The following is a 19,082-nucleotide window of genomic DNA, read 5'->3' as shown; positions in this document are numbered from 1 at the left end:
CCCATGGATTTCGTGATGTTGGTCGGTGTCGGGCTCCTCACCGGGGTGACGACGGTGCTGTTCGGTTTCGGCGGCGGGTTCGTGGCGGTCCCCGTCGTGGTATGGGCGGACGCCGCGCTCGGTGCGGACGCGATACGGGTGGCGACGGCCACGTCGGCGCTGGTGATGGTGGTGAACGCGGGGTTCGCGACGGCGGTGACGCCGCGGCGCGTGCTCCTCGCGCTGCGCGGCAGCGGCGCCCTGCTCCTGCTGCTGGCGCTCGGCGCCTCGGCCGGGGCGCTCGGCACGCGCCTTGCGCCGGCCGGCCTCGCCCGCTGGGCGTTCGTCGTGTACGTCGCCGTCACCATCGCCGACCTGCTCATGCGCCCGGGCTTCCTGCGCCCGTCGGCCCCTGCCAGGCCCGGCCAGGACGCCCCGCGCCCGCTGCCGACGGCCTTCGGCGCCCCGATCGGCGCGGTCGCCGCCTTCCTCGGTGTGGGCGGCAGTGTCATGACCGTCCCCGCGATGCGCCGGGCCGGGCACCCGATGCGGGTGGCGACCGCGCTGGCCAATCCCCTGACCCTCGCCATCGCGCTCCCGGCCACGGCGATCGCGCTGGCCGGGGCGGCGCTGCCCGCCGCCCCGGACGCAGGCATGCACCTGGTGGGTCTGCTCGACGTCCGCGCCGGATCGGCGCTGCTGCTAGGGGCCCTGCCGGTCATCGCGGTGCTGCGGCGCCGGCCGCCCCACATCCCGGACCGCGTGCACGCCCGCGCCTATGTGGGGCTGCTCGCCCTGGTGGTGGTCGCGATGTTGTTCCTGCCCTGAGGGTGTTCCGGCGGGCCGGTCATCGCCGTCTCAGGGTTCCTGCCGCCAGCCGGTGGTGTCGGGGCACGGGGTGGCCGCGGAGCCGAACGCGAAGCCGAGGAAATGCTCCAGCGCGGGTGTCCAGGTGGAGAAGTCGTGGCCGCCGGGTCCCGAGCAGTAGCGGTGGGGGACGCTCTGCTGCTTCAGCGTCGTGTGGAGCGCGTTGTTCCAGGCGTACGGGTCCTCGCTGCGGCCCGCGTAGAGCGCCATCTTCCCCTGGTACGAGCGGTACGCCTCGGGGTGGCTGCGGGCGACCTGGTCGGGGTTGAACGACGGCCAGGTGGTCTGCGGTCCGAAGACCAGCTCGGTGCGTCGCAGCGCGTCGGGGTTGTCGGGGAACAGGTACTTCCAGTAGTTGCCCGCGTCGGCTCCCGTGCCGTGTTCCCAGAAGCGTGCGCCGTAGAGGGTGGTGCCGTCGCCGACGATCCGCTGGTGGTCGGGGCGCCGGATGTCCGTGCCGCCGGAGAAGGCGCCGACGGCGTCGAACACGTCGGGGTGCTGGGCGGCGTACTTCAGCGCCCCGTAGCCTCCCATCGACATGCCGGCGACGGCCCGCTTGCCCGAGGTGGCGAAGTGCGCGTCGATCCAGGGCACCAACTGCTTGATGTGGAAGGTCTCCCACAGGGGCGCGAAGTTGCCGTAGGTGTGGCCCTGCCAGTCGGCGTAGAAGCCGACCTTGCCGCCTTCGGGCATGACGACGATGCCCTTGAAGCCGGTCTTCGCGACGCTCCGGGTGACGTCGCCGCCGCCGCTCGTCCACTGCGTGTAGTCGGCGGCGCCGCCGTTGAGCAGGTAGAGCACCGGGTAGTCGCCCGACGGGGTGTATCCCGCGGGCAGGTGGACGCGTACGCGTACGGGCTTGCGGACCGGGTCGATCTGCGGCGCGCCGGGCCCGCGCGGGGTGTAGAGCGCGTCCGTGGTGAACTCCGCCTCGCAGACCAGTCCGTCGGGGGACGGCTGCCAGTACCGCATGTCGAGGCCGTTCGAGTCGCCCGACCCGATGGCGGGGCAGGTCACCGCGGCCGACGCGGCGGGGGCCGACACTCCGGTGAGCGCCAGGCCGAGGGCCAGCGTGATCAACGCCGGCCACGTCTTCTTCGATCTCCATCGGTTGCGCATGGCTCCGCCCATCCGGTCGTCGTCCGCGGGTCGATGCCGTCGGGGCGGTGCCGCGTCGACGGCCCGCCCCGGACGGCGCTTCGACGCTATCGGCGCCGCAAGGGCGTTACATACAGCCGGAGTTGGAGATCGGCTACCGCACTGGTTTACCTGTGCGCGCGCCCTGCTCCGGGGCGGCTGCGAGGGGCGGCTACGAGACGAAGCCCCTGGTGACGTGCGTACCCGATCCGGCGTTCTCCGCCCGGTACCCGGACTCCCCCACGCAGTCGCTGTACTCGTAGTTGGCCCTCGACGTGCCGCTCAGGCCGCCCGCCCCGGTCGATGTGGGACCGCCGAAGACCACGTCCGACCTGGGCATCTCGGCGCAGCTGGGGATGCCGGCGTAGTACTCGACGAACCCGCCCTGGGAGCCGCGGAGGCCACCGCTTCCGGCCGGCAGCGTGTACCTCCCGAGGTGGGTCTCCTTGCCGGTGACCGTGTCCCTGGCGGTGCCGGTCCAGGTGTCGGTTCCGCTGCGTTCGACCGTGAGGTCGTAGCGGTGGCCGTAGACCGCGTCGAAGTCGACCGCGCAGGTCACTCCGGGCCCGCCGTCGGCACCTTCGTGGCAGAGGGGGTCGTCGGTGGTCGTGCCGGCGACGAAGCTGGAGAAGCGGGCGGACAGCCGTTCGCTGCCGCCGCTGTCGGGGCGTGGCTGCAGCCCGGTGTAGCCGACGTCCGGCGCGTGGGTGAAGCCGAACTGCTGGGCGAAGTAGATGCCACTCCGGTGGGCCGTGGCGTCGTTGACCGTCATGGGGAAGGTGAGGTCGTCGAGGCCGCCGGAGGGAGCGCCGGGGACCGACCAGCTGATCGACACGTTTCCGCCTCCGACCGATGCGGCGGCCGGGTCGGGCGTGGCCAGCATCAGCCCCGCGGCCGCGGCGACGGCGGCGGACCGGCGCCGGATTCTCAGTGCGGTCATGTCCTGTTCCTCCTCTGTGGGGGGGCGGAGGCTCCCCGGGGGACGGGCTCTCCATGAGGGAACGGACGGAGGCGCCGTGGGGGGCAAGGGCTCCGCGCGCAGCAGTGTCCCGCCGCGGCCCCACCACGGCGCCATGGACAATCGCGGCACGGGCTTGGACTCTTGCCGTCACCGCGCGGTGGGCGGGTCCGCCGCGCGGTCGGACGCCGTCCGCCCCGTCAGCCCTCCGGGTAGAAGACGAAGAGCGTGCAGCCCGTCTTCGTCCGGGGGGATGTGCGAGGAGCCCGCGGGGGCGTGGATGAAGGACCCGGCCGGGTGGTCGCGGTCGCCGTCGTTGAAGACGCCGGAGACCACGTAGACCTCCTCGGGCCCCGGCTCGTGCACGTCGATGCCCTCCCAGTGGGAGTCCGGGTCCATCTCCAGGACCTGGGCCTTGGCGCCGTTCTCGCCCTCCCAGAGGGGGCGCAGCCGGATGCCGGGGAAGAGTTCGCGGATGGGGGCGTCCTGCACGGCGGACCAGACGTAGCCGGGACCGGTGCGGTGTTCTGTCGTCATGGGGCCAGCCTTTTCGGCGACGGCCTCCATGCCGAGTGTCAGAAAAGTCGTCGTGAGGTACTTTCCTGCCATGCACCGCGTCGTCGCTCTCGTCCACGCCCCTCAGTCGACCTTCGAACTCGCCTGTGCGGCCGAGGTGTTCGGGATCGACCGACGCGGCCTCGAGAAGCGGTACGTGTTCGACGTGTGCGCGGAACACCCCGGGCCGGTGGCGACCCGCGCCGGGTACGACATGCTCGTGACCGCCGGCCTGGAGGCGCTGGACCGGGCGGACACCGTGGTCGTCCCGGGCTGGAACCCCGCGGACGAGGCGCCCTCCCCCGCGGTGGTGGACGCGCTGCGCCGTGCGCACGGACGCGGGGCCCGGGTGCTCAGCATCTGCTCGGGCGCCTTCGTGCTCGCCCACGCGGGGCTGCTCGACGGCCGCCGCGCGACGACGCACTGGGCCCTCGCGGACGAGCTGGCCGCGCGCTTCCCGGCGATCCCGCTCGACCCGGACGTGCTGTACGTGGACCACGGGGACGTGGCCACCAGCGCGGGCTCGGGCGCGGGGATCGACCTGTGCCTGCACGTGGTCCGCGCCGACCAGGGCGCCGGGTATGCCGCACACGTGGCGCGGAACATGGTGATGCCACCGCACCGCGAGGGCGGGCAGTTGCAGTACGCGGCCCCGGCGCACCCGGCACACTTCGACGGGTCGCTCGCGCCGGTCCTCGCCTGGGCGGCGGAACGCCTCGACGAGCCCATCGGCATCGAGGACCTTGCGGCACACGCGGGGCTTTCGGCGCGTACGCTGGCCCGCCGCTTCACCGGCCAGCTCGGCGTCAGCCCCGGTCAGTGGCTGCTGGCCCAGCGGATCGGCGCGGCCAGGGAGCTGCTGGAGACCACTGACCTGCCGCTCGACGCGGTGGCCCGACGCGCCGGACTCTCCTCGGCGACCAACCTCCGCAGGCGTTTCCTGCGCGCCCTCGGGACGACACCGGGCGGCTACCGCCGGGCCTTCCGCGCGACCCCGCGACCCGAATCACCCGTGTAACTACACTCCGTAATCGGCGGGTTGACGGGTGACCAGATGGGCCGTTCCGCCAATCTCCTTGTCCGACAAGGGTAAGAACAGCTCTGAGCGGGAACGATTGACTCATGACCTCGGTGCCGCCCAGGACCCCGGTGGCGTCCGGCGCCGGTCAGTGCACGCCCCGCCACCGCCCCACCGATTACTCTCCGTGAAGGGAGAGGGACACTGCTGGACTGGGAAACGGGCACCGCCGGCTTCACCTTCGGCCTGCACCACCGCGTGGTGAACGGCACTGATGTCCTTGCGTTTTGGGGCGAACTGGACGCCTGGGCCGACCAGGAGCTCGCCCCCCGTGTCACGGCGCTCCTCGAAGGAGCCGGCCCCCGGGTCGTCACCGACCTTCGAGAGGTGACCTTCATGGACGCCGGCGGCCTGCGGCTGCTGGTCCGTATCCGACGACAAGTCGCCCTGCGCCACGGCTCCTTGTGGCTCGTACCGGGAAGCGCACGCAACTGGCGCCTGCTGCGCATCACCTCTCTCGACCGCGCCTTCACCATCCCGGCGTGCGCGCCGGTCCCCTACACGCGGACCGGCGCCCGCACCGGCACACGCTGACCCGGCCGCCGCGCCGCAGATGGGGCCCTCTCCGGGCCCGCATGAGGCGGGGCGACCGGGGTATTCGGCTGCCATGCATCTCTCATCCATGCGTCTCCCCTCGGTCAGCGGGCGCGGAAAGCTCAAGGCCCGGCAGGCGGCCAAGGGGCGGAGCGTCGCCGCGGTGGCCCGCGCCGGCTTCGTCGGACGCGGCGTGATCTACCTCTTGGTCGGCGCGCTGGCCCTGCGGATCGCCTTTTCCGACGGTGGCGGCGAGCGCCAGGCGGACCGCGGCGGGGCCATGGCGGAGCTCGCCGACCGGCCGTTCGGAAACGTTCTCCTGTGGCTGCTCGGTTGCGCCCTGGCGGGCATGGCGCTGTGGCGGCTCTCGGAGGTCTTCTTCGGACAGGCGGGCCCGGACGGTGACTCCGCGGGCAAGCGCGCCCTCGCGGGTGTGCGCTGCGTCTTCTACGGCTTCGTGTCGTACTCCGTCATCGCCTACGCCTCGGGTGACGAGGGCAGCGGCAGCGGGGCGAGCGACCGGAACACGCAGGACGCCACGGCGAAGGTGCTCGACTGGCCCGGCGGGCAGTGGATCGTCGCCGCCGCGGGTGCCGGTGTGATCGTGGCGGGCATCTGGATCGCGGGACGTGCGCTGCTGCGCAAGTTCCACAAACGGCTGCGCATGTCCGAGATGTCGCGGCGGACGCGCCGGGCCGTCGACCTCCTCGGGGTCAGCGGCGGCACGACGCGGGGCGTGGTGTTCGCCGCCGCGGGCGGCTTCGCCGTCGCCGCGGCGCTGCGGCACAAGCCCGGCGAGGCGAAGGGGATGGACAACACCCTGCGCTCCTTCACCGAGACGGGGGCCGGGCCCTGGCTGCTCGCGGTGGTCGCCGTCGGCCTCGCCGCCTTCGGTCTCTTCTCCTGGGCCAACGCGCGCTGGCGCAAGCTCTGAGGACCGCCCACCGCCTCAGCCGTTCAGCTGGCACTCCGTGCCTTCGGTGCCATGGTGCGCCACCGAGGGCATGCGAGGCCCTCGTGTGTATGATGAGCCGGTGACTCCCCACCCCAAAATGAGCATGGCCGAGCGCAAACGCCGGCTCGTCTCGGACGAACTGACCGAGTCGGCGCTGCAGTTGCTCGCCCTCAAGGGGTACGACGCGGTCACCGTCGACGAGATCGTCACCAGCGCGGGCGTCTCCCGGCGCACGTTCTTCCGGTACTTCGCGTCCAAGGAGGACGTGGTCGTCCAGTTCCTGGCCGACATGGGGACCGGCATGCGTGCCGAGCTGGCCGGCCGGCCCGCCGGGGAGCGCCCGTCCACGGCGCTCCTGCATGCCGTCCGGGGCCCGCTCGCGGCCTGCTCCGCCGACTCCGGCCGGGCGCTCGGCGTGGTGCAGCTGATTCTGCGCACCCCCGCCCTGCTGGCCCGCTTCCTGGAGCGGCAGGCGCAGTGGCGCGGCGACCTCACGGAGGAACTGGGGCGCCGCGCGGGCCTCGACCCCGAGGCGGAGCTGTATCCGCGGCTGGCGGCGGGGATGGCGCTGACCGCGTTCGACACCGTGCTGCACCGGTGGAGCGGAAGTGACGGCGCGGAGGATCCCGCCGAGTTGCTCGACCGGGCCTTCGACGTGATCGCCCCGGCGCTCGACGCGGTCGGGACGCGCTAGCCAGGGCTGCCCCGAGGGGACGCGTGCCCGTTCCCGAGTCCCCGAGGATGTGCGCATGGATGTCCGTCAGCTGGAGTACTTCCTCGCGATCGTGGATCACGGGGGTTTCAACCGGGCCGCGTCCGCCCTCTACCTTTCGCAGCCGTCGCTCTCCCAGGCCATTCGGGCGCTTGAGCGTGACCTCGGCAGCAGCCTCTTCCACCGGATCGGCCGCAGAGCGGTGCTCACCGAGGCGGGCACCGCTCTGATCGAGCCCGCGCGGGCCGCCGTACGCAGCCTGGAGACGGCCCGCGCGGGCGTCGCCGCCGTGCATGAACTGCGCGAGGGGCGCCTGGACATAGCCGCGATGCCGTCGCAGGCGGTCGAACCGCTGACCACGATGATCCGGGAGTTCAGCGGCCGATACCCCGACGTCTCGGTGAACATCCGGGCCGCCTTCACCGCGCGCGGCGTCGTCGACATGGTCCGCACGGGCGCCGCCGAACTGGGTCTCCTCGCGACCGCCGGGCACCTCCCCGAAAAGGAGGTCATCTGTCATGCCGCGGGCGAGCAGCGCTTCGTGCTCGTCACCCCGCCCGACGGACCGTTCCCGGCGGGCCGCTCGGTGGCCCGCGAGGAGCTGGCCGGGCAGCGGCTGATCGTCGGACAGCGGGGCACCGGCATGCGCGCCTACGTGGACGGGCTGCGCGAACACGGCATCGGTTTCACCATCGCGGCGGAGACCGAACACCGGGTGGCGATCCTGCCACTGGTCCTCGCGGGCGTCGGACTCGCCGTGGTCACCGAGTCCTGGCGCACCACGGCCGAGCGGGCCGGCGCCCTGGTCCTGGACATCGAGCCGCGGACGACACTGCGGATCGCCCTGGTGAGCCGCCGGGCCCCGCAGTCGCCGGCCGCCCGGGAATTCGTGACCCGCGGCCTCGCCGCCATCGGGCGCTCCTAGCGCCGCCATTGAGGCCCTGACACCTCTTGGCCGCCGCTCATAGGCCCGCCCTATAAGGCAGATCGGCAGAGTGTCTTGGACGCTCCGGCGTCCCGATTGCTGCAATCAGGGCATGACCCACCACCACATCGCACTCATCCCCGGCGACGGCATCGGAGCCGAGGTGCTGCCGCCCGCCCAGCGGGTGCTCGACGCCGTCGGGGCCCGCCACGGCATCGGCTTCTCCTACACGTCGTACGACTGGTCGTGCGAGCGCTACACCCGTGAGGGCGCGATGATGCCCGCGGACGGTCTCGACCAGCTCCGGGACAAGGACGCCATCCTGCTCGGGGCGGTCGGCTACCCGGGCGTCCCCGACCACGTCTCGCTGTGGGGGCTGCTGATCCCCATCCGGCGCGGTTTTCGCCAGTACGTCAATCTGCGCCCGATCCGCGTCTTCGAGGGGGTCGAGAGTCCGCTGCGGGCCGCCGCGCCGGGAGAGGTCGACTTCGTCGTCGTACGGGAGAACGTCGAGGGCGAGTACAGCGAGATCGGCGGCCGGCTCAACCGGGGCTTCCCCGAGGAAATGGCCGTCCAGGAGGCGGTGTTCACCCGGGCCGGGGTGACGCGCGTGCTCGACCACGCCTTCGCGCTGGCCGAGCGGCGCGGCGGACGGCTCACGTCGGCGACCAAGTCCAACGGCATCGTGCACACCCTGCCGTTCTGGGACGAACTCGTCGCCGAGCGAGGGGCGGCCCACCCGCGGGTGAGCTGGGACCAGGAGCACATCGACGCGCTGGCCGCCAAGTTCGTCCTCGACCCGGCCCGCTTCGACGTGGTGGTCGCCTCCAACCTCTTCGGCGACATCCTCAGCGACCTGGCCGCCGCCGTGGCCGGCTCCATCGGCATCGCGCCGGCCGCCAACCTCAACCCGGAGCGGGAGTACCCCTCCATGTTCGAGCCGGTCCACGGCTCCGCCCCCGACATCGCGGGACTCGGCATCGCCAACCCCCTGGGCGCGATCTGGTCGGCCGCGATGATGCTCGACCACCTGGGCCACCCCGAGGCGGCCGAGGACATCACCGGCGCCATCGCCGCGGTGCTCGCCAAGACCGAGCTGCGCACCCCCGACCTCGGCGGCGACGCCACCACCGCCGAGTTCACCGAGAAGCTCCTCGAGCTGCTCTGACTCCACGTTCGTCGACGAGGAGATACGCCATGGCAGCATCCGGGTCCGCCGCCCCCGCCGCGCCCCGCACCACCGTGCCACCGCCCAGACGCTGGTACCAACAGCTGTACTTCTGGGTCCTGACCGCGATCGTCGCCGGCATCCTGACCGGCTGGCTGCGGCCCGCCGCGGGCGTCGCCCTGGAACCCGTCGGCACCACGTTCGTCTCCGCCATCAAGATGCTGATCACGCCGATCGTCTTCCTCACGATCGTCGCCGGGATCGGCGGTGTCGACAGCCTGCGCAGGGTCGGCAGGGTCGGCCTCAAGTCCCTCCTCTACTTCCAGGCAGGGACCCTGGCGGCGCTCGCCGTCGGCCTGATCGCCGTCAACGTCTTCAGGCCCGGCGCCGGGGTCCATGCCCACCCCGGCGACCTCCGGCTCTCCGGCGACGCCGCCCAGTACATCAAGGACGGCGAGACCCAGAGCTGGTGGCACTTCCTCACCGACATCGTGCCCTCCAGCGCCGTCGGGGCGTTCGCCGAGGGCAACATCCTCCAAGTCATCTTCTTCGCCGTCCTGTTCGGCATCGCCCTCAAGGCCGTCGGGCCCGTGGGAGCGCCGCTCGTCGACGGGATCAACCGGCTGAGCACGGTCGTCTTCAAGATCCTGCACTACGTCATGTACGCCGCGCCCGTCGGCGCGTTCGGTGCCATGGCCTACACCATCGGCAAGTACGGCATCTCGACCCTCACCAGCCTCGGCCGGCTCATCGGCCTCTTCTACGGGACGTCGCTCTTCTTCGTCGTGGTCGTCCTCGGCGGCGTCCTCGCCCTGCTGCGGATCAACATCTTCCGGCTCCTCGGCCACCTGCGCGAGGAGTTCCTCATCGTGCTCGGCACCTCGTCCTCGGAGAGCGTGCTGCCCAGGGTGATGACCAAGCTGCAGGACCTCGGCGTACGCCGCGACATCGTCGGCCTGACCGTGCCGACCGGATACTCCTTCAACCTGGACGGCAGCTCCATCTACCTCTCCCTCGCCGCCGTCTACATCGCCCAGGCCACCGACACGCCCCTCTCCCTGGGCCAGCAGCTCGGGCTGCTCGCCATCATGATCCTGACGTCCAAGGGCTCCGGAGGGGTCACCGGTGCGGGTTTCATCGCCCTCGCCGCCACGCTCTCCACGGTCGGCACCGTGCCCGCGGCGGGCATCATGCTCGTCTTCGGCATCGACAAGTTCATGTCCGAGTGCCGGGCCCTGACCAACCTGGCGGGCAACAGCGTCGCCACGCTGGTCGTCGCGCGCTGGGAAGGCGTCCTCGACACCGCCCGCGTCAACCGCGTCCTGCGCACCAAGATCCCCGAGCCGGAGCCCGCCCCGGAGCGGGAGCCGGGTGCCCCGCCCGAAACGCGACCGGGGTCAACACCCGTACCGCCCCCGGAACTCCCGGAGGCAAAAGGGCGTTGGCAGGACGACGCGCAGAACGCGCGGGTACAAGCGAACGGGTAGCCGAGGTGGCACGGATGGCGATGTGGGACCGGATCAAGGACCAGGCCAAGGGTCTGCAGCAGCAGTCGCAGGGGGCGCGCGGCTCCGGCGGCCACGGGAGGTCGGGTTCCGGGTCCGGCGGTGGTTCGAAGGCCCAGCTCGTGGGTGTGCTCAAGTCACAGCTCGCCTCCCTGAAGACCGAGCTCAAGAGCGGGGCCTACCGCGACGCCAGCATGGCCGTGTGCGCGCTGGTCGCCGCCGCCGACGGATCGGTCGACCCGGCCGAACGCCAGCACGTCGAGACCCTGATCCTGCAGAACGACGTCCTGCAGAACTTCCCGCCCGAGCAGCTGCGGCAGCGGTTCAACAAGCACGTCGACCAGCTGACGGCCAACTTCCAGCACGGCAAGACCGAGGCCATGCAGGAGATCGCCAAGGCCGCCAAGAAGCAGACGGAGGCCAAGGCCGTCGTCCAGACCGGGTTCGTCGTCGCCGGAGCCGACGGGTACATCGCCCCGGCGGAGGAGCAGGTGCTGCGGGAGGCGTGCGCGGCGCTCGGCGTCTCCCCGCAGGAGTTCGGCCTCTGACCGCGGCGCGCGACGTGCCGCCGGGCCTCTCCTGAGACGGCACGCAGCCGAGCGGGCCGGGGCGCCTGCGGACGACGGGGCCCCGGCCTGCGTGTCGCCGTCCGGTGGGCGTCCTTGATTGACGTCCCCGGTGGCGTCCCTCACGGCCGGGTCTGCGCCCACTGACGGAAGATGTGTCCCTCGTGCGGGGCGGGCGAACGTTTCGGCTGCTCGGGAAGGTCAAGACAAGGCGGAAGTCGCCGCACGCGGCGAGGCTCGCACCCTCGACCAGCTCGTGGAGACCGCCGAGTACGCGCCGCCGGCCCAGCGGGCGACGGTCCAGGCCGACGCCGTCTGCTACACGCGTGCGGTACGCACCCAGGAATGGCCCGCCATGGCCGACGGCAACGGGTCACCGGCGCCCAGCGTGTGGTCCACGGACCTGCGGCACGCCTTCCGCCCGCTGGAGGGCAAGCCGGTCTTCGGCATGCTGGTCTCCGCCGACACCAAGCGTTCCGACGAGCGCGAGGAACGCCTGACGCAGGCGAGCGCCAGCATTCCCGGCGCGATCTTCTGGTTCCTGCTCGCCACTCTCGTCATCACCTTGGTGGCCCTGGGCCTCTGCCTGCCCCGCAGGAACAACCGGGGCCAGCTGGTCGCCCTCACCGTGATCACCGCGCTGCTCACCACCCTGCTCTGCGTCATCCGTGACGTCGACCGGCCCTTCGGCGGCATCATCGACGTCCGGCCGACCGCCATCGCCGACGTCGAGCACCAGGCCACCCGCGACTTCCTCGCCCACAGCAAGGCCGCGGACCTGCCCTGCGACGCCGACGGCAGCCGCCGCACCGGCTGACCGTCCGCCCCGAGCCGTTCCCCGGCCGGCTCAGCCGAGGGACCGGTGTGTCAGGACGTGGTCGGCGACCTGGTGGAGGGGCCGGTTGTGGCGGAAGGCGTGGGCGCGCATCCGGGCCAGAGCGTCGTCGGGAGGCATCTGGTACTTCTCGGCGAGGATGCCCGCGGCCATGTGGATGCTCGGCGGGTAGCCCTGTGGGCCGGGCCGGCTGGCCCTGTGCTCCGCGGTGAGCAGGTGGGGGTGCTCGTCGAGCGCGAGCAGGGCGAGGATGCGGGCGTACACGCGGGCCAGGGACTTCTGCCGGGCGCTGAGGGGCCCGGGTGCGGCGCGGTAGATGTCCACGGCGCCCAGGCGCAGGTGGCCGGTGGTCAGGGGCAGAGCCGTCACGGACCGCATCCGCTGCTCCGCTGCGACCCGGGAGAACGCGGGCCAGCGGTCGGACCGGTGCAGATCCGCTTCTTCGACCAGGGTGCGCTGCACGAAGGCGTCGGTGCACGGTCCCTCGCCCGTGGTCAGCTGGGCGTCCTCCAGGAGCCGGGCACGCTCGTCGGTGGCATGACCCAGCAGGCGCAGTTCGCCGGTGACGACCAGGGAGACGCCGAGGCTGTCGGCGCCCGTCTCCGCCGCGCATGCCCGGCACGCCGCGGCGAGGTTCCCGCCGTCGGCGCCGATCCGGTGCCAGGCGGTGGCGTTGTCGTCATCGCTCATGCAGTGTCCCAACGGAGGTCGCGGAGCCGGGGCGTGCGAAGACCCGTCGCACGGGCCGGTCGGTGATGTGAGCGGTCAGGGACGCCGGATGGAGTCTGTGACGACGTCACCGTCGACGAGCGAGCGGCACAGCTGGGAAAGGCCGAGCCGGTTACTGCGCGCGTGGCGGCGCAGGGCGTCGAAGGCGGCGTCCACGTCGGTGTTCCAGCGTTCGGCGAGGATGCCCTTGGCCTGCTCGATGACGATGCGGCTCGTCAGGGCCGCGTGCATCTGGGCGCGCTGCTGGTTGGCGTGGGCGATGGTGCGGTGCTGCAGGATGGCGATGGTCGCCACGTCCGCCAGCGCCTGGGCGACCCGCGCGTCGGCGGCGGAGAGGTTCTGGGCGCGCGCGTCGAAGAGGTTCAACGCGCCGATGACCTCCTCGCGCAGACGCATCGGCAGCGCGTGGGTCACGGCGAAACCGGCCCGGCGCGCGCGGGCCGCGAAGACGGGGAACGGGATGGTCTGGACGGGCGAGGTCAGGTCGACGTTCAGGCGTACCGCGCCGTCGCGATGACACTCGACGCAGGGGCCCTCATCATGCTGGAGGGCGAAGAGTTCCAGGAGCCGGGTGTGCTCGTCGGAGGCGGCGATCAGCTGGAGGCTGCCGCCGGGATCCTCGAGCATGACGCCGACCGCCGACACGTCGAGCAGTTCGGTGCAGCGATCGCACAGCGTGTGCAGGAAGTCGATCAGGTCGAAGTCGTCGACGAGCGTGTCGACCGCGTCGATGACGGCCGTCAGCAGGCGTTCTTCTCGAGTCAAGGCCATTCAGTCCCTCCGCCGGCCACAGGCGCCCGGCTCGTCTCCATCATCCTTGCGAAAATGCACCCGCCGGGCCACCACGTCCTCGGCGACGTCGACGACCGGCCGGCCGTGGCGGAAGGCATGGGCACGCAGCCGGATCAGCGCCTCGGCCAGAGTGACACCCGCCTGCACACTGATCATCCCGGCGGCCTGGTGCACGGCGGCCCGGTAGAACAGTGAGCCGTCCTCTGCCGAGGCGAAGCCGTCCCAGTGCTCGCCGTCCTCCACGAGCGCCGCGGTCAGGGCGTTCGTGACGAGCCACGCGTCGGCGGGCGGCGGCTCCTCCAGCGGACCGGGCCGCCCACGTTGCAGGGTCATGGTGCCCAGGCAGGCACTTCCGGCCCGCAGGGGGAGACAGAACACCGCGCCGATGCCCAGCCGCAGAGCCTCGGGCAACAGGGCCGGCCACCGGCCGAGCGGCTCGCGCGCGAGGTCGGGCACCACGACGGGGGTGCCCGAGGCGGCGGCGTCCGGGCCCGGCCCCTGTCCCAGGGTGAACTGGAGGTCCTCCAGTTTCGTACTGGCACCAGGGGTGGACCACAGCAGTTCGGCGAAGTGGGCGCCGACCGTCACGGACACCGCCACGCCGTCGACGCCCAGCGCACGGGCGCACCGAGCGGGGTCGACGCCGACCAGGCCCCCGCTGCCCGGCGCCGGGCGCAGGCTCCCCAGCACTGCGGCGAGGTCACCCTTGGGGACCACGGCCACTCACCTCCTGCCTGCGCCGTTTCCGTCGTGGAGCCGGCGCTCAAGTCTATGCCGCGGAAACCTTCCGCGGGCGCGGCCACTGCGGGGAAGGCGGCAGGGCGTACGGTGGTGATGCAGGCTGCCCGCACTTGAGCAGATGGTTTCGTCTCGTACGACAACTCTGACATTGGCTTCCGATCATGGGCAGCATCGGCGGTGAGTGCCAAGGATCGGAAAGCACCGTCATGCGCACCTACCCAGGCGCACTCTCTCCCGTGCCCGCCGGCTGTCTCCCATGACCACCTCCCGAGCGGTCGCCGTGGAGCTCGCCGCCCTGCATCTCCATCGCCCCGATCCCGCGGACAGCCTCGTCCGGGCGTGCCGGTCCGCGCTGAGCCGGACCTGCTCGGTGGGTCTGACGCTGGCCGCGGATGCCGCCCTGGCCCAGCGCGTCTCGCTGGCCGCCGTCGGCCCCCTGGCCGGTCGCGGGGAGGCACTGCAGATCAACCTCGGCGAAGGTCCCTGTGTCGAGGCCCTGGGCAGGCTGGTTCCGGTGCTCGCCCCGGACCTCGACGACCCGGACGTCACGGCCGGCTGGCCCTGCTATGCCTCGCAGGCCGGCGCCCACGGCATCCGGGCCGTCTTCGCGCTCCCCGCCGTCCCCCCGAGGCGGGACGCCCCGCAGCCCGGGCTCGTGCTGTCCCTGTACCGGGACCGGCCCGGTGCCCTGCCCGCCGAGGACCTGGACAAAGCCCGCGCCCACGCGGACGCCGCGGAACTCCTGCTGCTGGCCGTGCCCGCCCCGGGCGAGGACGACGCGACCGACGCATGGCTCCTGCCGAGCGACGCGGTCGTGCACCAGGCAACCGGCATGATCAGCTACCGGCACGCCGTGACCGCGGGGCAGGCGCTGGCACTACTGCGCGCCCACGCCCACACCCGCCACACCGATCTCACCGACCTCGCCCGTGCCGTCGTGCACGAGGGACTGCGCCTGCCGGAACTGCCCGAACCTCCCGTGGTCTGAGCCGGCGGACGGCTCAGACCACCGCGCCCGTGCCCCGCTCCCTCCGCCTGCGCGCCTCCAGCGGACTGCAGTCGTCCGGTGCCTTGGGGTCGGCGGGCCGGCCGGGCCGTTCGCGTGGCGGTGCCGCGGGGTTGCGGTGTTCGAGTGCGACGGCGAGCGGGACGGCCGTGAAGACGGTCGAGGCCATGCCGACCAGGACTCCGGCGATCAGGGCCAGCGAGAAGTCCGCGAGCGAGTCGCCGCCGAGCGCCGCGAGGGCGGTGAGGATGAACAGGGCGCCCATGCCCGTGTTCACGGTGCGCGGCAGCGTCTGCAGGACGGCGCGGTTGGCGAGGGACTCCAGGGGGCCCCGCGGGTCTCGGCGCCGGGCTTCGCGCACGCGGTCGAAGACGACGACCGTGTCGTTGACCGAGTAGCCGATCACGGTGAGCAGCGCGGCGAGGAAGACGCTGTCGACCGGTTTGCCGAGCCAGGCGAAGAGGCCCACCACGAGCAGCACGTCATGGACCATCGCCGCGACGGCCGCCGCCGCGAAGGTCCAGCGGAACCGCAGGCTGAGGTAGACCAGCTGGGCGGCGACGGCGATGCCGAGGGCGATGAGCGCCTTCTGGCGGAGCTCGCTGCCGAGGCTCGGCCCGATCATCTCGTCGCGCTCGACGGTGACCGTGCCGCCGGGCCGCTCCAGGGCCGCTTGGACCCTGTCCTGCTCCGCGTCGGTGAGCCGTTCCGTGCGGACGGTGATGTCACCGTCCCCGGACTCCTGCACCACCGCACGCGGGAAGCCCGCGTCGGAGACGGCACGGCGGGCCGTCTCGGCGTCGACGGTCTTGCTGGTGCTGTACTCCACGAGGCGGCCGCCGGTGAACTCGACGCCGAGGTCCAGGCCACGCAGCACGATGCCCGCGAGGGCCACGGCGACCAGGAGGGCGCCCGTGCCGAGCCGGCGGCCCCGGTGGCGCACCAGGTTCGGTTTGCGGCGGGCGAGCCAGCCGCGGACCCGGCCCGTGGCGGCGATGCCCGTCAGGGCGGGCCGCCTGCGTACGCAGGAGCGGGCGACGGCGAAGTCGGCGAGGACCCGGGTGATGACCAGGGCGCTGACCATCGACGCGAGGACCCCGATGCACAGGGTGACGCCGAAGCCCTTGACCGGTCCGGTGGCGAAGAAGAAGAGCAGTCCGGCGGCGAGCAGTGTCGTGACGTTCGAGTCGATGACGGCGCTCCACGCCTTCCCGAAGCCGGTACGGACCGGTTTGGCCAGGTCGGTCGAGCGGACGGCGAGGTACTCCTCCCTGGCGCGTTCGAAGACGAGCACGTTGGCGTCGACGGCCATGCCGATGGCCAGGACGAATCCGGCGAGGCCCGGCAGGGTGAGGGTCGCGCCGAGTGCCACAAGGGCCGCGTACGAGAGGAGGCCGTAGAGCGCGAGGGCGAGCGCGGCGAGGGCGCCGAGGAGCCGGTAGACGACGGTGATGAACAGCGCGGTCAGGGCGATGCCGATGAGGGCCGCGCGGGTGCTGGCCTCGATGGCGTCGGCTCCGAGCGTCGGGCCGACCGTGCGCTGCTCGACGACGTCGACGGGTACCGGCAGTGCGCCGCCCTTGACGAGCGCGGCGAGATCGCGGGCCTCGGACTGGCTGAACGAGCCGGTGATCTGGGTGCTTCCGCCGGTGATCCCGGTCTTGCAGGCCACGCTCCGGTTGACGTCGGGCGCCGAGATGATCTTGTCGTCCAGGGTGATGGCGACGCGCCGTTCCGGGGCGCCCTGCGGCGCGCAGGCGGCGTCTCCGGTGATCTTCGCCCAGGTCTGACCCGCGTCCTCGCGGAAGTCGAGGGAGACGGTCCAGCCGGCGAGCGACTGCTGGTCGAGCCTTGCCTCCGCGTCCTTGACGCCTTCGCCGGTCAGTGCGGTCGGGCCGAGTTCGAGGTGGTTGCCGGGCCGGTCGGGGTCGGGCAGCGTGCGCGATCCGTCGGCGGCGGGTTTCGCCGTGCCCTTCGCGGCCGACTCCCCCGTGACCGGGTGGACCGTCAGCTGGGCGGTGCGGCCGATGACTTCGGCCGCCTTGCGCGGATCCTGTACGCCGGGGAGTTCGACGATGATCCGTTTCTCCCCGGAGCGTGCGATGCCGGGCTCGGAGACGCCGAGGGCGTCGACGCGCTGCCTCAGCACCTCCAGGGCGCGGTCGGTGGAGGCGGCGTCCGCCGTGACGGTGGGTGAATTCCGTGCCTCCAGGACGATTTGGGTGCCGCCGCGCAGATCGAGGCCGAGGCGGGCGGATTGGGTGAGGGCGATGTACAGGGACAGGGCGACGACCGCGAGCGCGACGATCGCCCGCCACAAGGGCGCGCGTGACATGGGTTCTCCACGATGAGGGCAGGGCGGAAGAACGCGTGACCGGGCGTCGCGGCGGGGCGGTGGTCGCGCGGGCGGCCCGCGACATGCGGCGGGCGGCGCGCGGTGCGCTGCGACGGGTCAGGCGTCCGGGACGGTCTGCGTGCTCATCGGTGGGGCGGTCCGCGCGGGGCGGCCGTCGTGCCGGGCCACCGCGGCGGCGCGGAGGCGGTGGCGGGGCGGGGATCGGGTCCGCCCAGGGCGCGGTGCGGCGCGGTGGCCGCGGCCGAGGGCGCCGGTCCGGTCGGCTGCGGGCCCGGGATGTGGGCGTCCGGCCGGTGGGTGACGGTGACGTGCTGGCCGGGGACGTCGTGGGGCCCGGCCGGTCTCTGGGCCTGCGCCGCGACGGTGTTCCGGGTGGGCGAGGCGTCGGGCGATGCCCCGTGCGCCGCGGCGGACGGGACGAACAGCGCGAGGACCGTGACGACGACGGAGAGCGCGGAAGCGGCCAGGCGCGCGGAACGGCTCTGCTGCGTCACCCGCTCCCCCGTCCCTGGACGCTCACCGGCCGCGCACGGCGCGGCCCCGCCCTGCCCAACGTACGGGGTGCCCCGATGGGTTCCGCGTCGCGGCCGTGGGTTCACGTCCCGTACTCGACCAGGCTCGTCGGCACCACGATCCGGCGGGGCGGTCCCGGCGAGGTCGCGCTTCCGGGCCCGCCCGTGCCGCCGGTGGACAGGCGGTCGGCGAGGAGGCGGCCCGCCGCGCGGCCCACTTCGTCGCTGTCGTAGGCGACGAGCGTCAGGGCCAGGCCGAGCGCGTCGGCCAGTTCGAAGTCGTCGAAGCCGGCGAGGGCCGTCCCCGTCCCGCCTTCGACGGACCGCAGGGCGCGGAACGCCCCTATCGTGTTGCGGTTGTTGGAGCAGAACAGCGCGGTCGGCGGATCAGGCGACGCCAGGAGTGCCGCCGCGGCGCGGGTGGCCTCTTCCGGTTCCGTCTGGCCCTGCCGCACCAGGCGCGGGTCGACGGTGAGACCGGCGGCACCCAGGGCGGCGGCGTATCCGCGCAGGCGTTCCGTGCCGGTGTAGACGGCGGGCGGCGAGCCGAGGAAGCCGATGCGGCGGTGGCCGCGCGCCATGAGGCGGGCGGTGGCGTCGCGGGCGCCGCCGAAGTCGTCGACGAGGACGCAGTCCGCAGCGAACTCCTCGGGCGGGCGGCTGGCCAGCACCACCGGCACACCGTCGGCCACCGCGGCGGCGAGGTGACGCTGGTCGGCGCCCGCGGGGACGGCGATGATGCCGTCGACGCGGCGCGCCACCAGATCGGCCACCAACTCCCGTTCGGCTTCGAGGTCCTGGCCGGTGTTGCCGATGACCGTCTTCAGGCCGTGCTCGGCGACCACGGAGTCGACGCCGAGGGCCAGCCGCGAGTAGAAGGGGTTGGCGAGGTTGGTGACGACGAGCCCGACGAGGCCGGTGCCGCGGCCGAGCCGGAGGCTGCGGGCGACCTCGTTGGGGCGGTAGCCGAGCGCGGCGGCCGCGGCGCGGACCCGCTCACGGGTGGCGGGCAGTACCTGCGGGTCGTCGCGCAGCACCCGGGAGGCCGTCATGGCGCTGACCCCGGCGCGTTCGGCGACGTCCCGCAGGGTGGGCTGGCCGCTCCTGGCGTCGGGCAGTGGCCGGCCGCCGCGCGGGTCCTGCGGTCCGGGCATGGTGCGGACGTCCTTCCG

The 19,082-nt window shown here is 72.8% G+C and carries 19 protein-coding genes and 1 pseudogene; 11 read left to right on the top strand and 9 right to left on the bottom strand.

Annotation, left to right across the window (positions count from 1 at the left end; all coding sequences use genetic code 11):
- Window positions 1-3 precede the first annotated feature (3 nt).
- The gene (locus ACZ7DY_RS18760) at window positions 4-807 is read left to right on the top strand and encodes a sulfite exporter TauE/SafE family protein (RefSeq protein ID WP_471136534.1); all 804 of its coding nucleotides are present in this window, start codon (window positions 4-6) and stop codon (window positions 805-807) included.
- Window positions 808-837: 30 nt separating this feature from the next.
- Here ACZ7DY_RS18760 and ACZ7DY_RS18755 read toward each other — a convergent pair whose 3' ends face one another.
- The 3 genes and pseudogenes from ACZ7DY_RS18755 to ACZ7DY_RS18745 form a co-directional block, all read right to left on the bottom strand.
- Entirely contained in the window at window positions 838-1,965 is a 1,128-nt protein-coding gene (locus ACZ7DY_RS18755) for an alpha/beta hydrolase (RefSeq protein ID WP_471136532.1), read from the bottom strand.
- Between the two features lie 190 nt (window positions 1,966-2,155).
- Complete coding sequence (locus ACZ7DY_RS18750) at window positions 2,156-2,923, bottom strand: hypothetical protein (RefSeq protein WP_471136530.1); 768 nt, start codon at window positions 2,921-2,923, stop codon at window positions 2,156-2,158.
- 218 nt (window positions 2,924-3,141) lie between these two features.
- Window positions 3,142-3,478, bottom strand: a pseudogene (locus ACZ7DY_RS18745) (cupin domain-containing protein).
- 70 nt (window positions 3,479-3,548) lie between these two features.
- On the opposite strand from ACZ7DY_RS18745, the gene ACZ7DY_RS18740 reads away from it, so the two are divergent.
- The 9 genes from ACZ7DY_RS18740 (at window position 3,549) to ACZ7DY_RS18700 (ending at window position 11,756) form a co-directional block, all read left to right on the top strand.
- The gene (locus ACZ7DY_RS18740; RefSeq protein ID WP_471136528.1) at window positions 3,549-4,514 is read left to right on the top strand and encodes a GlxA family transcriptional regulator; all 966 of its coding nucleotides are present in this window, start codon (window positions 3,549-3,551) and stop codon (window positions 4,512-4,514) included.
- 261 nt (window positions 4,515-4,775) lie between these two features.
- A complete protein-coding gene (locus ACZ7DY_RS18735; protein WP_471136526.1) occupies window positions 4,776-5,108 on the top strand; it encodes an STAS domain-containing protein in 333 nt (110 codons plus the stop codon).
- 88 nt (window positions 5,109-5,196) lie between these two features.
- A complete protein-coding gene (locus tag ACZ7DY_RS18730) occupies window positions 5,197-6,042 on the top strand; it encodes a DUF1206 domain-containing protein (RefSeq protein ID WP_471136717.1) in 846 nt (281 codons plus the stop codon).
- A gap of 118 nt (window positions 6,043-6,160) precedes the next feature.
- Window positions 6,161-6,757 (top strand): TetR family transcriptional regulator, encoded by a 597-nt coding sequence (locus ACZ7DY_RS18725; protein WP_471136716.1) that lies wholly within the window; start codon window positions 6,161-6,163, stop codon window positions 6,755-6,757.
- A 55-nt stretch (window positions 6,758-6,812) separates the two neighbouring features.
- Window positions 6,813-7,700 carry a LysR family transcriptional regulator gene (locus ACZ7DY_RS18720; protein ID WP_471136525.1) on the top strand — a complete coding sequence of 296 codons (888 nt, stop codon included), beginning with the start codon at window positions 6,813-6,815 and terminating at the stop codon, window positions 7,698-7,700.
- Window positions 7,701-7,812: 112 nt separating this feature from the next.
- Window positions 7,813-8,868 (top strand): tartrate dehydrogenase, encoded by a 1,056-nt coding sequence (locus ACZ7DY_RS18715; protein ID WP_471136523.1) that lies wholly within the window; start codon window positions 7,813-7,815, stop codon window positions 8,866-8,868.
- A gap of 29 nt (window positions 8,869-8,897) precedes the next feature.
- Window positions 8,898-10,355 (top strand): C4-dicarboxylate transporter DctA, encoded by a 1,458-nt coding sequence (gene dctA / locus ACZ7DY_RS18710; protein WP_471136521.1) that lies wholly within the window; start codon window positions 8,898-8,900, stop codon window positions 10,353-10,355.
- Between the two features lie 14 nt (window positions 10,356-10,369).
- On the top strand, window positions 10,370-10,921 hold the full coding sequence (locus ACZ7DY_RS18705) for a tellurite resistance TerB family protein (RefSeq protein WP_471136520.1): 552 nt from the start codon (window positions 10,370-10,372) through the stop codon (window positions 10,919-10,921).
- A gap of 130 nt (window positions 10,922-11,051) precedes the next feature.
- A complete protein-coding gene (locus tag ACZ7DY_RS18700) occupies window positions 11,052-11,756 on the top strand; it encodes a bestrophin-like domain (protein ID WP_471136518.1) in 705 nt (234 codons plus the stop codon).
- Between the two features lie 30 nt (window positions 11,757-11,786).
- Here ACZ7DY_RS18700 and ACZ7DY_RS18695 read toward each other — a convergent pair whose 3' ends face one another.
- The 3 genes from ACZ7DY_RS18695 to ACZ7DY_RS18685 form a co-directional block, all read right to left on the bottom strand.
- The gene (locus tag ACZ7DY_RS18695) at window positions 11,787-12,464 is read right to left on the bottom strand and encodes an ANTAR domain-containing protein (protein WP_471136516.1); all 678 of its coding nucleotides are present in this window, start codon (window positions 12,462-12,464) and stop codon (window positions 11,787-11,789) included.
- A 75-nt stretch (window positions 12,465-12,539) separates the two neighbouring features.
- Window positions 12,540-13,274, bottom strand: coding sequence for an ANTAR domain-containing protein (locus ACZ7DY_RS18690; RefSeq protein WP_471136515.1), 735 nt, complete (start codon window positions 13,272-13,274; stop codon window positions 12,540-12,542).
- Window positions 13,275-14,012 (bottom strand): GAF domain-containing protein, encoded by a 738-nt coding sequence (locus ACZ7DY_RS18685; protein ID WP_471136513.1) that lies wholly within the window; start codon window positions 14,010-14,012, stop codon window positions 13,275-13,277. It abuts the gene before it with no gap.
- A 280-nt stretch (window positions 14,013-14,292) separates the two neighbouring features.
- Here ACZ7DY_RS18685 and ACZ7DY_RS18680 point away from each other — a divergent pair, with 280 nt between their 5' ends.
- Complete coding sequence (locus tag ACZ7DY_RS18680; RefSeq protein ID WP_471136511.1) at window positions 14,293-15,024, top strand: ANTAR domain-containing protein; 732 nt, start codon at window positions 14,293-14,295, stop codon at window positions 15,022-15,024.
- A gap of 13 nt (window positions 15,025-15,037) precedes the next feature.
- Here the strand turns inward: ACZ7DY_RS18680 and secD are convergent, their stop codons facing one another.
- From secD to ACZ7DY_RS18665, 3 genes are all read right to left on the bottom strand, one after another.
- Window positions 15,038-17,377, bottom strand: a complete 2,340-nt coding sequence (gene secD / locus ACZ7DY_RS18675; RefSeq protein WP_471136509.1) for a protein translocase subunit SecD — start codon at window positions 17,375-17,377, stop codon at window positions 15,038-15,040.
- Between the two features lie 143 nt (window positions 17,378-17,520).
- Window positions 17,521-17,892 carry a hypothetical protein gene (locus ACZ7DY_RS18670; RefSeq protein ID WP_471136507.1) on the bottom strand — a complete coding sequence of 124 codons (372 nt, stop codon included), beginning with the start codon at window positions 17,890-17,892 and terminating at the stop codon, window positions 17,521-17,523.
- Between the two features lie 101 nt (window positions 17,893-17,993).
- Window positions 17,994-19,064 carry a LacI family DNA-binding transcriptional regulator gene (locus ACZ7DY_RS18665; protein WP_471136506.1) on the bottom strand — a complete coding sequence of 357 codons (1,071 nt, stop codon included), beginning with the start codon at window positions 19,062-19,064 and terminating at the stop codon, window positions 17,994-17,996.
- Between the last annotated feature and the right edge of the window lie 18 nt (window positions 19,065-19,082).

Source organism: Streptomyces sp. NPDC037013 (assembly GCF_055607265.1).
The sequence above is the reverse complement of the archived record's forward strand: the minus strand, read 5'-3'. Positions and strand labels throughout refer to the sequence as shown.

Bases quoted from the DNA above. Each gene is read 5' to 3' on its own strand.
- ACZ7DY_RS18695 (WP_471136516.1), bottom strand. From the start codon at position 12,464: ATGAGCGATGACGACAACGCCACCGCCTGGCACCGGATCGGCGCCGAC.
- dctA (WP_471136521.1), top strand. From the start codon at position 8,898: ATGGCAGCATCCGGGTCCGCCGCCCCCGCCGCGCCCCGCACCACCGTG.
- ACZ7DY_RS18725 (WP_471136716.1), top strand. From the start codon at position 6,161: ATGAGCATGGCCGAGCGCAAACGCCGGCTCGTCTCGGACGAACTGACC.
- ACZ7DY_RS18720 (WP_471136525.1), top strand. From the start codon at position 6,813: ATGGATGTCCGTCAGCTGGAGTACTTCCTCGCGATCGTGGATCACGGG.
- ACZ7DY_RS18715 (WP_471136523.1), top strand. From the start codon at position 7,813: ATGACCCACCACCACATCGCACTCATCCCCGGCGACGGCATCGGAGCC.
- ACZ7DY_RS18665 (WP_471136506.1), bottom strand. From the start codon at position 19,064: ATGCCCGGACCGCAGGACCCGCGCGGCGGCCGGCCACTGCCCGACGCC.
- ACZ7DY_RS18680 (WP_471136511.1), top strand. From the start codon at position 14,293: ATGACCACCTCCCGAGCGGTCGCCGTGGAGCTCGCCGCCCTGCATCTC.
- ACZ7DY_RS18750 (WP_471136530.1), bottom strand. From the start codon at position 2,923: ATGACCGCACTGAGAATCCGGCGCCGGTCCGCCGCCGTCGCCGCGGCC.
- ACZ7DY_RS18690 (WP_471136515.1), bottom strand. From the start codon at position 13,274: ATGGCCTTGACTCGAGAAGAACGCCTGCTGACGGCCGTCATCGACGCG.
- ACZ7DY_RS18760 (WP_471136534.1), top strand. From the start codon at position 4: ATGGATTTCGTGATGTTGGTCGGTGTCGGGCTCCTCACCGGGGTGACG.
- ACZ7DY_RS18755 (WP_471136532.1), bottom strand. From the start codon at position 1,965: ATGCGCAACCGATGGAGATCGAAGAAGACGTGGCCGGCGTTGATCACG.
- ACZ7DY_RS18705 (WP_471136520.1), top strand. From the start codon at position 10,370: ATGGCGATGTGGGACCGGATCAAGGACCAGGCCAAGGGTCTGCAGCAG.
- ACZ7DY_RS18730 (WP_471136717.1), top strand. From the start codon at position 5,197: ATGCGTCTCCCCTCGGTCAGCGGGCGCGGAAAGCTCAAGGCCCGGCAG.
- secD (WP_471136509.1), bottom strand. From the start codon at position 17,377: ATGTCACGCGCGCCCTTGTGGCGGGCGATCGTCGCGCTCGCGGTCGTC.
- ACZ7DY_RS18740 (WP_471136528.1), top strand. From the start codon at position 3,549: ATGCACCGCGTCGTCGCTCTCGTCCACGCCCCTCAGTCGACCTTCGAA.